The sequence below is a fragment of the Nitrospira sp. genome (genome assembly GCA_005116745.1).
Classification (GTDB): domain Bacteria; phylum Nitrospirota; class Nitrospiria; order Nitrospirales; family Nitrospiraceae; genus Nitrospira_D.
On the sequence record SWDS01000002.1, the window covers coordinates 91,383 to 104,551 of the forward strand.

Below are 13,169 nucleotides of genomic sequence, written 5' to 3' on the forward strand. Positions count from 1 at the left end.
GAATGGTCAAAAATTGCCTGCCTGAACCACATCATCAAGGCTGTTGATATCAAGCCAGTGGCCGACCGTATAGAGCACACGAACAGAGAGTTGTCGCTTCAACAGTTCTTGCAATAGAACGGGAATGCCGGCTTTGCGATTCGCTGGATCAGCTACCATCTCAGCGAGGATCGCCTGAAGGTGGACAGTTCCGGCGGGAGACACTTTGAGGAACCCCATCCAGACTCCATGGATGCTTTCTTGAGGTGCCAGATTCCCTAATTGTTTCAGATAAATCTTGGCATTGAAGGCTTTCCTTGAATTCGGCAGCGTGCATTCGGCAAAGCCGCCTAGACGGGCATAGCTGCTCTGGTTCTGCCAATCGCTGTCCACAAAGACGACAAAGTCCTCTTTTTCCTGACACAGGGCTTGAGGAATGTACGTATTGAACAGCACGTCGCCATATGAAATGATCAGATCCTTGGCCACCCCTTTCCGGGCACGCATCGCTTTGTCCAGAGAATCCAGCTCACCGGTATCGGCAAAGTCATCGTTATCCAAATAGGTCAGGTTGGGCAGCGTCACCGCCTCTTTTTTATAGCCACGAACGACCGTGATGTCCTTGATCCCCACGGCGTTATAGGCATCCACGATGCGGGCAAGGATCGGCGTCCCCTGAATTTTCACCATGGTCTTGGGTTGGTGCTCGGTCAGCTCACGAAGCTCCGCCCCACGGGAAGCCGCCAACACGATGGCGCTGGTATTTTCTGCGCCTCTGGGAAGATAGCGGTCTTCGGCATCTTGTAACTCTGCGGCATTTTGCAGCCTGAAGATTTCTGAAACCGGCGCAACTTTGTCTTCAATGGAAAGCAGATGTTGCTGTTCCTTCAAGGTCCGCGCGGTTTTCTGCATGGCGGCCACGGCGGTTCGGAGCATATGATTGGCCCAAATCACCATTGAGAACCCATGCTGCCGAAACACATCGGTGGGCGTGGCGTAATATTTGGTCGGCACAATCACGACCGGACATCGATTGCTCCATTCCTGCTTGAACGCAAGGATCTCATCCGGCACCGACAAGGCACTATGAATGAGGATGCCGTCTGCGCCTGCCTGACGATAGGCCTCGGCTCGGCGAAGGGCTTCCGCCAACCCCCAACCACAGATGAAGGCTTCTACTCTCGCGATAATGCAAAAGTCCGAATCAGTCTGAGCGTCTTTGCCTGCCTTGATCTTGCCGCAGAACTCTTGCATGTCCGCCATCGGCTGAGCATCGCCCTTAATGAAACTGTTTGTCTTGGGAAAGAGCTTGTCTTCGATACAAACCGCGGCGATACGTCGCTGCTCCAGCTTGCGCACGAGCCGCTGCATATTGTTGAAGTTGCCATATCCCGTATCGCCATCGAGGAGAATGGGAATCGTAACCGCGTCGGACATGAATTCCAGATTATCCAGGACTTGAGTCCAGCTGGCCTCGTTGTTGTCACGAACTCCAAATTGGGCTGAGATGGAAAGGCCGCTGGCCCAAATGCCTTTGAAGCCAGCTTCTTGAACGATCTTTGCACTCAGGCCGTTATGAGCTTCGCAGATGAATTCCAGCTGCTCCGATAAGAGGAGCTTCCTAAATTGGCTCGATGGTGTCATGCCTGGGGTTGAGCTCATAACTGTCCTTCCCTCTTCCCACCCATATACGTCAAAATGGATGCCGCTACGGTGTATTGATTTCCTTCAGAGAATATCCTTTTCCTTCGAATAAATCATCCTGTCTTGTTGAGCGCTAAACCGTAACTTCGTCCTCAGTGGCTATCGTCCTACACAAGCCCTCTTCGCCCATAAGTTGCTGATGCCCAACAGGCCTCAAGCCATTCCTAACAGACAATTACGTATTATTTTGCTAAGATGGACGCTCAGACGTGTATCTCACCTCTCATCATAAAGGAGAATTGGTATGTCGACAGCGCTACGTGTGATCACGGTTACCTTGTTCATGGTTAGCCTTGGAGCGACTCCATTCGCCGTCGCCGCACCTCAACAGCAAAACAAAATGAAGGTCTGTAACGAGCAGGCAAACAAGAATGGGTTTGGCGAAGGAAAGGGAGACGAGCGGAAGGAGTTTATGAAGGACTGTCTCTCCGCCAAGTCGGAGAAAAGTGGAAGCGGGAAGGGCTCTCAGCAGAATAAGATGAAGACGTGCAATAAAGAAGCGGGCGACAAGAAGTTGAAGGGCGACGAGCGGAAGCAATTCATGAGCGATTGCCTCTCAGCCTAGTCCTGTTATTCCGGCGCGGCCCAGGCCGCGCCGGATTGATTTCGTCCGCGAGCCTGCCCGTATCACTCACTATTACGGATTAGACTTCCCATCTTGATTTTCGAGTCTTTTCCGGAGTTCGATCAATTCCTGCTCAAGCGCCAGGAAGCGATCGCTTATGGGGTCCGGCAAATCGACTTGGTCCATCGTCGCATCCGGCAACCGTTCACCCAGGGACTTGATCACACGGCCCGGCACACCGATGACTGTCGAATTGGGGGGAACATTCTTCAATACGACAGAATTGGCCCCAATTTTTACATTGTCACCGATCGTAATCCCACCAAGAATCTTGGCCCCGGCCCCCACCACCACGTGATTGCCCAACGTCGGGTGACGCTTGCCACGCTCTTTACCTGTCCCCCCCAAAGTCACCCCTTGAAAGAGAGTCACGTAGTCCCCAATCTCAGCCGTTTCTCCGATCACCACTCCCATACCATGATCGATAAAAAACCCCGTCCCGATTTTTGCGGCAGGATGAATCTCCACACCGGTCACCCAGCGGGCTAGTTGTGAAATCGCACGCGGGAGGAAGGGAACGCCCATCGACTTGAGGTAATGGGAAATTCGATAGGCCAACAACGCATGGAAGCCTGCGTACGTAAGGATGACCTCCAGCTTGCTTGTTGCCGCCGGATCTCGATCAAAGACCGCCTTGAGATCTTGTGTAATGTGCGCCAGCATCAGCAGTATATCCTACGACCTCAGGTCGGCTCGATCAAACAAATGGCATGGGCGATCATGCCCTCCTCATGGCCCACGGCATCTAACCCTTCTCCGCTTTTCACCTTGACATTGACTGACTCAGGGAGGATCCCGGCGGCTTCTGCCATGGCCTTCTGCATCGCCGGGAGGTGCGGTCCAAGACGGGGCGCTTGAGCCACGATCACGGTATCAATATTTCCCACTCGATACCCCCTCACTTTCAGCTTCGACATGACATCTTCCAACAGTTTGAGGCTCGAGATTCCTTTGTACTTAGGGTCCGAACTGGGGTAGTGTCGTCCCAAATCTCCCTCTCCCATGGCACCCAACAAGGCATCGCACACGGCATGAACCAGCACATCGGCGTCAGAATGACCAACCAACCCTTTGCTATGGGGAATTTCGACCCCGCCAAGAATCAGTTTACGCCCTGGTCCCAATGGATGGACGTCATAGCCATACCCAATACGAAATCCCTTGCTCATGTTGTCCCTTTCATGCGTCCCGACTGACGGGAGGCCAAGATGGCCTCACCGATCACCATATCCTCAGGCCTCGTGACCTTGATATTCTCTCCGCTCCCTTCCACCACCTCGACTGGGTGACCTGCCCATTCAAACAAGAACGCGTCATCGGTGGCGCGCACACCGTCCGCATGAGCTTTCCGGTGGGCATCCAGCAATCGATCACGTCGGAACGCCTGCGGCGTCTGTGCCAACCAGAGCGGCCCGCGATCGACTGTTCGTTCGATATGATGATTATTTCCAACCTGTTTGACCGTATCACGCATCGGCAAGGCCACAATGGCCCCACCCACGCGGCGAGCCGCCTCGACCACATCAGACACCATATCCAGAGTCAGAAACGGTCGTACCGCATCATGAACGACCACGATGTCCGTCTCGACAGGCACGTGCTCGAGAGCATGCCGGACCGAATCCTGACGCTCCTTTCCACCCGCAACCACCCTCGTGATTTTTGAGAAGCCATATCGAACGGCAAGATCGTTGAGGCAATAGTCAAGGTCGGCCTCTGGCACAGCCAGTATAATCTCGTGAATGACGGGAGAGTGCTGAAGGACACGAAGCGAGTGGACCACCAGCGGTTCACCGCCGAGGGCGAGAAATTGTTTAGGCACCGAGCCGCCCATGCGGAGACCTCGTCCAGCGGCAGGGACGAGCGCCACGGTGTGGTTACTCACGTGAAGAGTCTAGGATTTCAACAGTCACTGTATGACCGCCTGCCCACCGACTGGCTCATGGGCGAAGCGTGAGATAGATCGTCCGCCCTTGGCGTTTCAACAATAGCAAGACGGCTTGATCTTTCGGCAATTTGCCGGCGATTCGCTCAAAGGTTTTCACGGACGTGACGGCTTGGCGATTCACCTCGAGCACGATATCCCCCTCACGAACTCCCAGTTCTTCCGCCGTGCTCCCGGGCTTGACCCGAACAATCACCACGCCCCGCTCACTAGATTTGAGCCCAAATCGGCCAGCTAATTCTTCGGTTAACTCTCGCACATCGAGACTGGAGAGTATTCCCGTCGGCGTGGCTGCATCCCCTCCGTCTTCATCGCTGCTTTGTGACATCGACTTGGGCTGCTCAACGATGGTGAGATCAATGGATTTGGGTTTCTTATCCCGAATAATCTTCACCAGAACTTTCTTTCCAACCGCAGTCTGGGCCACAGCATTGCGCAGATGGGTTGGTGAATCCATCGACTTGCCATCATACTCGATGATCACGTCGGCTCGTTCGAATCCGGCCTTTTTCGCCGGGCTGTCGTCCATCACATCACTGACCAGCACACCCTTTGTCTCCGTGACTCCAAACTGGGAGGCCAATTCTGGTGTGAGCTCTTGAATCGAGACGCCGAGCCACCCTCGAACGACTTTGCCCGTCTGCACCAGTTGTCCCATAATGGACTGGGCCATGTTGCTCGGCACGGCAAACCCGATCCCCATGTTGCCGCCGCTCTGGCTGAAGATGGCCGTATTGATTCCAACCAGCTCACCTCGCACATTGACCAGCGCTCCACCTGAGTTCCCAGGGTTAATCGCAGCATCTGTCTGGATGAAATCCTCGTACTCCGCAATGCCTGCGGCTCGTCCAAGAGCACTGACAATCCCCAAGGTCACGGTCTGTGTCAGTCCGAACGGATTTCCGACGGCCAGGACAAACTCCCCGACTTCCAGTTTGTCTGAATCGGCCCACGCGACGGTTGGAAGCCCCGTCGCATCGATCTTCACGACGGCCACATCGGTCTTCGGGTCGGTCCCGATCAGCTTCGCCTTAAATTCGCGCTTATCCGACAGCGTGACACGAATTTCATCCGCCTTGCCAACCACATGATTGTTGGTGATGATGAGTCCGTTTGATTCAACGATCACGCCGGACCCCAACCCCCGCTCTTTTCGTTCTTTCGGGTGTTCATACTTTTTAAAAAACTCGTCGCCGAAAAACTTTCTAAACAATGGGTCATCAAACGGCGCTGTCCCGGAACCTTCAGAACGTCCGCTCTTGGTCGCGTAGATATTGACCACCGCTGGTTTCACCGACTTGGCAATATCGACAAATGTTTGACTGCCCCAGCCCAACACTGGCTGAGGAGCCGTCGACACGGGTCTGGCGACGGGGGGCGTTGAGGCAATGGAAGATGCATCGGGAACCGCATGCCCAGCAGGCAACCAGCCGAGGTCCGAAGCAACCACAAAGCCTATGACGATCCCAACCGTTAACAAGGTTGCGGCAGCTATCCACCTTCTCATTCCGCGAGGCGGTTTGCGTTCACTATCCACTTGATTCATGGTGTCATTTCGCTCGTATCACTCCTGCATGGGAGATCACTGAATCTCGCCGCTGTAAATCCCCATGATCGTGTGCAGAAACTTGGTCGCCTCCGCCTTTGGACGCTGGAATGAATTCCGGCCGATGATCGAGCCAAAGCCTCCACCATCCCGAATAGCTCGAGCTTCCTCGAAGACGTTTTTATCTTCGCTCTTGGCCCCGCCCGAAAAGATGACGATCCGACGACCATCGAACGAGCTCTGGACCACATGCTTCACTCGCTCCGCCAGAGTCTTGATCGGAATTTGCGCCGATTCGTACACCTTCTTGGCTGCAGCTTGCTCCAAATGCGCAGTCGGCAATTTCACCTTGATAATGTGGGCTCCCAATTGAGCCGCAATCTGCGCAGCATACGCGACGACATCCATAGCCGTCTCACCCTCTTTACTCAACACCGACCCTCGTGGATAGGACCACACGACCACTGCAAGGCCACTGTCTTTTGCTTCCTCAGCAATCGCTTGCAATTGCTCATACATATCGTTGCAATGGGAAGAACCCGGATAGATCGTGTACCCGACGGCCGAACAACCCAACCGAAGAGCATCCCTCACACTGCCGGTTACTGAGGGCAACGGATCCTTCTCATCATGCAACACATCGTGATTATTGAGTTTGAGAATGAGGGGAATCTGGCCCGCAAACTCATTGACCCCGGCTTCCAGAAAACCCAGTGGGGCGGCATAGGCATTACATCCGGCATCAATCGCAAGTTGAAAGTGATAGTGCGGATTATAGCCGGACGGATTCGGCGCAAAACTCCTCGCCGGCCCATGCTCGAATCCTTGATCCACCGGTAAAATGACCAACTTGCCGGTCCCCGCCAACTTGCCTGACCGGAGTAGACGCGCAATGTTGGTCTTCGTCCCGGCATTATCGCTCCCGTACCAACTGAGGATCTCTTGAACCCGATCTCCCATGATTCCCTCCCGAGAACGTCTCCGTGTCACACGACGTGAGTAATTACGCTCTCCCCTGAATGTATGCTTCCGCCTGCTCAACATCCAGACGGCTTCCAATGATCAATGGCACACGCTGGTGCAATTTTTTAGCTTCCACGTCCAGAATTCTTGATGTGCCCGTTGAAGCTTTTCCCCCAGCCTGTTCGACGACAAAGGCCAGTGGATTCGCCTCGTAGAGCAGTCGAAGCTTCCCTTCTGGCTTGTCGGCTTCGCCCGGATAGAGATAGATCCCGCCCCCGAGCAACAAGCGATGCACATCGGCCACCAAACAGCCAGAATACCGAGCGCTGTACGGACGACCGGTTGCCTTATCGCTGACCTTGAGCGAATCCACGTACTTCCTCGTTCCCTCCGACCACTTGTTATAGTTCCCTTCATTGGCAGCGTAGACCTTGCCCTTGTCAGGAATTCTGACCTGCGCGTGGGAGAGAAGATATTCTCCGATGCCCGGTTCAAGCGTGAATCCATACACGCCCTGCCCGACAGTGTACACCAGCATCGTGCTTGATCCGTACAGCAGATAACCAGCCGCAACTTGTTCGGTTCCTCGACGGATCATATCGCCTTCGGTGGGCAAACGGTCATCCCGATCATACTTGAGCACAGAGAAAATGGCCCCGAGCGGCATATTGTTGTCCGTATTGGAGGAGCCATCAAGAGGATCGAACAGCAGCATATACTTCCCCTGCGGCCAATTGCCGGGCATTGAAATCGGCTTTTCCATTTCTTCCGAAGCTAAGGCGCAGACATAGCCGCTGTGTTGAAAGACCTTGACGAAGTCGTCGTTGGCGATGGCGTCCAGCTTCTTGACCGTTTCTCCCTGCACGTTCGTGTCGCCGGTCGTTCCAAGAATGTTGATCAGCCCGGCGCGCCGTAGATCTTCAGAAATGAGCTTGCCGACCAGACCAATCTGGGTCAATAAACCGGAGAACTCCTCCGTCGCAGCTTGATGCGAGGCCTGATTCTGAGTGATAAAGCGGTTTAGCGTAAGTGGAAATTCTCGCATGATGGCGCCCAGTATAGCGGGTTTGACCCGTGCGAACAACAATCGATGTTCAATACTCTTGCTTTGGAGTAGCGGTTTCCGGAAAGCCGTCTACCAAATCAGCGACAATGGACCCGAGCACGACCTTCGCCTTCATTCGAAGAGGAGTCTTCCTGTCATCGTTGGTAACCCACACGCGGATGTTACCCTGATTCATGAATAGCCCATGGAACGGCATGATCACCAGCACCCGGACCGTCTCAGCCTTTCCCCAGGCCCCTTCAATGGTCTCGATCGCTTCGACAAGAACCTCGACCGGGCGATTCTTCTTATCGTGGTACACGTTCATTTTCAGTGAAGCCCCAGGATTCGGTGGCAAGACCGTCCGCGTATAGTACAAGCATGACATGATATCCTGTGTCCCGGCTGGGATAGGAAGCGACTCCGTCGCACCTCCTCTGACAGCCATGACCGTACCTTCTTTTTGATGGAAGACGTACTCGATATCTTCTTTCTTTCTCCCTTCTCGCCGACGGAAGGTCATATGGTCCGGAGCCAGTGTCTCCAGATCCAGCTCCGACTCCACTCGATTATCCACCGGAAAGAACTTCGTGATGATCGGTGTCGAGTACGCCGTCCCCACCAACTTGGCAACCGGGCGATCGTTCGATCCCTCCATCTGAAACACTTCCATCACAGCAATCGCGGCTGTCATATTGAGCCAAGAAATCTCATACGTCAGCCGTTCGCCGACCTGAAAAGGACGCTTGAGTTCGTCTTGAGCATCCGCTTTAATTGAACCAGCAGGCAAGAACAGAAGCAACAAGGAAACGACAATCGAAGCATAGCGGCACATGTAAGAGACACCGGGAATTCGATCGGGCCAAGCCGTGGCAGCCATTAACACCCGACCGCTCGTTTCGCCTCCAGGAGTTCCTCCTCGACGATCGCTCGAATGAGGTTAAGTTGTGCAGCGGACGTCGCCTCAAATCTGAGCACCAAGGCTGGTTGCGTGTTGGAGGCACGGATGAGCCCCCATCCATCATCAAATATCCCACGGACACCGTCGATCGTAATGAGGTCTCGCAGCACCAGTTTGCTCGGCCCAAGGCCTTGCTTGCTCTGCAAATACTCCGAAAATCTCAGGCGAACCCGCTCCACGACATTGAATTTGACCGTATCGGGAAGGTCCACCCGTATCTCTGGAGTCACCACCGTTTTGGGCAAGTCAGCGACTAACATGGAAAGCGGGTGTTGGGTCTTCGCCAGGATTTCAACAAGCCGACACGACGCATAGACCGCATCGTCGTACCCAAAATATCGATCCGCAAAAAACATGTGTCCGGACATTTCACCAGCCAATACCGCCGATTCTTCTTTCATCTTTGCCTTGATCAGCGAATGGCCAGTCTTCCACATGATCCCACGTCCGCCTCGCTTGGCAATATCGTCATAGAGACTTTGCGACGCCTTGACTTCGGAAATAATCGTACTGCCTGGGTTTGCGGCCAGGATCTCACGCGAGTAGATGACCAACAGACGGTCACCCCACAGCACCTCGCCCTGCTCATCAACAGCTCCGATTCGGTCCGCATCCCCGTCATACCCGATTCCCACATCAGCCCCATGATCCTTCACCGCTTGCATGAGATCGGCGAGATTTTCAAGCACCGTAGGATCTGGATGATGGTTAGGAAAGCGTCCGTCAAGATCGCAATACAACCCGGTCACTTTGCAACCGAGCAATTCAAGGGCTTGTTTGGCAATGAGAGACGCTGCGCCGTTTCCACTATCGATCACGACATGCAGCCGGTTTGCGTGGACATGAGAGAAGCTTTTCTGGAGGTACGCCAGATAGTCGGGAATAATGGGATGCTCGGAGAGACGGCCGTTCCCTGATACGAATACCCCTGCTTCCATCACCCTTCGAAGTTCCTGAATTTCCTCTCCATAAATGGCTGACTTGCCGACACAGATCTTAAAGCCATTATACTCCGCTGCATTGTGGCTTCCGGTAATCATGATACCGCCGCCGACCGGCAGCGTGAACAAAGAAAAATACACAAGTGGTGACGTGCAAATCCCGATATCGATGACATCGAGCCCACCTGCGAGCAGTCCCTTGAGCAGCGCCTTGTGCAAGGACGGAGAACTGAGCCGCCCGTCACGCCCCAGGCTGATCGTCTTCACTCCACGCTTCACACCATACGTGGCGTAGGCACGGCCCACCCGCTCAGCCAGATCTTCGGTCAATTCGCTGCCGACAATTCCCCTCAGATCGTATTCGCGAAATAAACCCATAGTTCCTCGTTCAGTCTTCTTGTTGCACAGTCTTCAAGTCGGAAAGTTAAAAGCCCACTGAGTGTGACTTTATGACTTTTGACGTTCAGCTTTTTGTTCGCCCGTAATCATCCTTAAACCGCACAATATCATCCTCACCGAGATACGATCCGTTCTGTACTTCAATGATGTGCACGATCTCCCGCCCTGGATTCTCCAATCGATGTGTGGTTTTCACCGGAATGGCGGTGCTTTTTCCGACCTTCAAATCGAACACCTCCTGATCCCGTGTCACGCGCGCGGTACCGGCAATCACCACCCAATGTTCGCTCCGCTGATGATGCATCTGGAGGGAGAGTCGCCCTCCGGGATTCACCGTGACGCGTTTCACTTTGAACCCAGGCCCCTCTTCCAACACGGTGTACGATCCCCAAGGCCGCTGAACCGTCAGATGTTCCAAATGTTCAGGGGCTTGCTGCTGCTTCAGAATATCGACGATCTTCTTCACATCTTGCGCCCGCGACTTGGGGCACACCAACGTCGCATCGGGGGTATCTACCACCACCATATCGTGTAACCCGATCGTTGCGACCACACGCCGATCCGCATAGACAATCGTGTGCTTACTCTCGATGTCGATTACTCGCCCGATCACCACATTCCCGGCCTTATTCTTCTCCGCGACTTCATCCAGACTGCCCCAGCTCCCGACATCGGACCATTTGAACGTCACCGGCACCACGGCCGCCTTCGAGGACTGCTCCATCACACCGTTGTCGATTGAAACCGGCTTGATCGCGCGATAGACGTCATCAATCACCTGCGTGGATGCTCCGCTCACTTTCAGCTCCCTGATTCGATCCATCGCGGTCGCAATGGCCGGCTGGTGAACACCAATCTCTTCCAAGATCGTCGCGGCCCGCCAGACAAACATGCCACTATTCCAAAAATAGTCCCCTGCCTTGAGATACTGAGCGGCCTTCGTCGCATTGGGCTTCTCCACGAACTTTTGGACGCGATACCCTCGCAATTTACCCCGCACACCCAACAGAGCCTTGTTCTTTGGTTTGATATAGCCATACCCGGTTTCCGGTCGAATTGGCTTGATCCCAAACGTCACCAGGTAGCCTTCTGCAGCTAATTGTGCGGCCAATTGAACCGCGGCTTCGAAGTCACGCTGCCCCGTCACCACATGATCGGCGGGAACTACCAGCATGAGACCATCCGGGTCGCGTGCCGACACTTCAAGAGCGGCAAGCGCGATCGCAGGTGCCGTGTTGCGACCTTCTGGTTCGAGGAGAAACCCGTTCGTGAGGTCCTCTTTCCAGTCAATCAGTTGCGTTCGAATGAGATCAGCTTGCGCCGCGTTGGTCGAGATCAGCACATTGGCGGCTGGGCTACAGCCGATGACACGCCGCATGGTCTGCTGAATGAGCGTATGCTCGCCGCCGATCCGCAAAAGCTGTTTCGGAAACAGATGACGGCTTAAGGGCCAAAATCTAGTCCCGCTCCCCCCCGCCATGATCACCGGATATAGTGAGTGATGTTTCGCCATGCTTCCCTCTCAACGCTTCCGCTTACGAGGTTTCAGTTCGTTGTGGGAGAGGAGTATCATTTCTGTAAGTTCTCTCACCGCCCCCTCCCCACCCTTCTGTCGGCACACGTAGTCGACAACCTTCAAGACTTGCGGAAGCCCATCCGCCGGAGCCGCTGAGAATCCCACTGCCTGCAATGCCTCGATGTCATTCACATCGTCGCCGATGTACGCGACCTCCCTGAGAGACAGGCCATGTCGCGTGGCCATATCACGAATCACCGACAACTTGTCTATGACTCCTTGATGCAACTCAGGGATGGCGAGTTTTTCAGCCCGTCGAGCGACCAACCTGGTTCGCTCCTGCGTCACAATTGCCGTGATGAGGCCGGCCTTCTGCAGCAGTTTAATCCCCATTCCATCGCGGGTGTTGAACTTCTTCCATTCATCACCTGACTCGGAATAGTACATGCCTGCATCAGTAAGGACTCCGTCCACATCCGTAGCGAATAGACGAATCCCTTTGAGTACCGTACGGAACGGCCACCGGCTTGCGGAGTTTCGTGTTGTGGTTTTAATCACCAAGGCTAAGAGGCCTACCTAGACAAGCTTCGACAAGACCCATCATACCCGACAGATAGGACATTGCAAAATAAAAACATGACCCACCGGTCCACAGCGAGACAGCATCACGTTATTGACCAAACAGGGTGGTTACACCGCACAAAATCTACAGTCCCCCTGGCCGTTCTGATTTGCAGATTGATACTCTTGAAGAAGCACCAGCGATCGCCACCACAAAATTCTGGTTCGGGGAGTCACACTTTGGAGGTGCTTCATCAAGTTGTTTGCATCAAGAAAGTAATTTTTCTTCAAGCACCCGCAGCAGGTAGTGCCCGTAGCCGTTTTTGATTAATGGCTGTGCGAGCGCTTCCAGTTGTCCCGCGTCGATCCACTGTTGCCGGTAGGCGATTTCTTCCGGACACGCCACCTTTAAGCCTTGCCGATTTTCCAGTGTGGCGATGAACTGGCTGGCGTCGAGCAGCGACTCATGCGTCCCGGTGTCCAGCCAGGCATAGCCTCGCCCCATGACTTCAACGTTCAGCTGGCCTCGTTCTAGGTAGATGCGGTTCAGGTCCGTAATCTCCAGTTCACCGCGGAGGGAAGGCTTCAGGCTTTTGGCTAGCTCAACCACCTGTTGATCATAAAAATAGAGACCGGTGACGGCATAGTTGGATTTCGGGTGTGGGGGTTTTTCTTCCAGCGAGCGAACCGTTCCTCCCGAATCGAAATCGACCACCCCGTAGCGCTCCGGATCCTGCACATGGTACGCAAACACGCTCGCGCCGTTGGTGCGGGTCATGGCATTGTTGAGCAAGCGAGGAAAGTCATGGCCGTAAAAGATATTATCGCCCAATATCAGAGCAGAACGATCATCTCCGATGAAGGATGCCCCAATGAGGAACGCTTGCGCGAGACCATCGGGAGATGGCTGTACGGCATAGTGAATATTCAACCCCCACTGGTTCCCGCTTCCCAGAAGCTGTTCAAACCGCGGGGTATCCTGGG

The 13,169-nt window shown here is 54.3% G+C and carries 12 protein-coding genes and 1 pseudogene (1 of these 13 only partly in view); 1 reads left to right on the top strand and 12 read right to left on the bottom strand.

The features are described from left to right. Positions 1-6: 6 nt before the first annotated feature. A complete protein-coding gene (aepX, locus tag E8D52_02545; GenBank protein TKB69954.1) occupies positions 7-1,641 on the bottom strand; it encodes a phosphoenolpyruvate mutase in 1,635 nt (544 codons plus the stop codon). Positions 1,642-1,966: 325 nt separating this feature from the next. Here aepX and E8D52_02550 point away from each other — a divergent pair, with 325 nt between their 5' ends. Continuing rightward, the gene (locus E8D52_02550; protein TKB70353.1) at positions 1,967-2,248 is read left to right on the top strand and encodes a phosphate starvation-inducible protein PsiF; all 282 of its coding nucleotides are present in this window, start codon (positions 1,967-1,969) and stop codon (positions 2,246-2,248) included. Between the two features lie 72 nt (positions 2,249-2,320). On the opposite strand, the gene cysE is transcribed toward E8D52_02550, so the two are convergent. The 11 genes and pseudogenes from cysE to rfbB all read right to left on the bottom strand — a co-directional run. Then, entirely contained in the window at positions 2,321-2,971 is a 651-nt protein-coding gene (cysE, locus tag E8D52_02555) for a serine O-acetyltransferase (protein TKB69955.1), read from the bottom strand. A gap of 20 nt (positions 2,972-2,991) precedes the next feature. Further along, a complete protein-coding gene (locus E8D52_02560) occupies positions 2,992-3,477 on the bottom strand; it encodes a 2-C-methyl-D-erythritol 2,4-cyclodiphosphate synthase (GenBank protein TKB69956.1) in 486 nt (161 codons plus the stop codon). Beyond that, positions 3,474-4,193, bottom strand: coding sequence for a 2-C-methyl-D-erythritol 4-phosphate cytidylyltransferase (gene ispD / locus E8D52_02565; protein ID TKB69957.1), 720 nt, complete (start codon positions 4,191-4,193; stop codon positions 3,474-3,476). Before ispD ends, E8D52_02560 begins: the two co-directional genes overlap by 4 nt. A gap of 55 nt (positions 4,194-4,248) precedes the next feature. Beyond that, a complete protein-coding gene (locus tag E8D52_02570; protein ID TKB69958.1) occupies positions 4,249-5,799 on the bottom strand; it encodes a DegQ family serine endoprotease in 1,551 nt (516 codons plus the stop codon). A gap of 36 nt (positions 5,800-5,835) precedes the next feature. Further along, on the bottom strand, positions 5,836-6,759 hold the full coding sequence (locus E8D52_02575) for a class I fructose-bisphosphate aldolase (GenBank protein TKB69959.1): 924 nt from the start codon (positions 6,757-6,759) through the stop codon (positions 5,836-5,838). 43 nt (positions 6,760-6,802) lie between these two features. After that, entirely contained in the window at positions 6,803-7,807 is a 1,005-nt protein-coding gene (locus E8D52_02580; protein ID TKB69960.1) for a class 1 fructose-bisphosphatase, read from the bottom strand. Positions 7,808-7,856: 49 nt separating this feature from the next. Continuing rightward, positions 7,857-8,687, bottom strand: coding sequence for a DUF3108 domain-containing protein (locus E8D52_02585; GenBank protein TKB69961.1), 831 nt, complete (start codon positions 8,685-8,687; stop codon positions 7,857-7,859). Beyond that, the gene (locus E8D52_02590) at positions 8,687-10,087 is read right to left on the bottom strand and encodes a phosphomannomutase/phosphoglucomutase (protein ID TKB69962.1); all 1,401 of its coding nucleotides are present in this window, start codon (positions 10,085-10,087) and stop codon (positions 8,687-8,689) included. Before E8D52_02590 ends, E8D52_02585 begins: the two co-directional genes overlap by 1 nt. Before the next feature lie 85 nt (positions 10,088-10,172). Beyond that, the gene (locus E8D52_02595) at positions 10,173-11,621 is read right to left on the bottom strand and encodes a mannose-1-phosphate guanylyltransferase/mannose-6-phosphate isomerase (GenBank protein ID TKB69963.1); all 1,449 of its coding nucleotides are present in this window, start codon (positions 11,619-11,621) and stop codon (positions 10,173-10,175) included. Positions 11,622-11,630: 9 nt separating this feature from the next. Continuing rightward, the gene (locus tag E8D52_02600) at positions 11,631-12,119 is read right to left on the bottom strand and encodes an HAD-IIIA family hydrolase (protein ID TKB70354.1); all 489 of its coding nucleotides are present in this window, start codon (positions 12,117-12,119) and stop codon (positions 11,631-11,633) included. A 334-nt stretch (positions 12,120-12,453) separates the two neighbouring features. Further along, positions 12,454-13,169 (bottom strand): annotated as a pseudogene (rfbB, locus tag E8D52_02605) (dTDP-glucose 4,6-dehydratase); it runs 1,012 nt beyond the window's last position.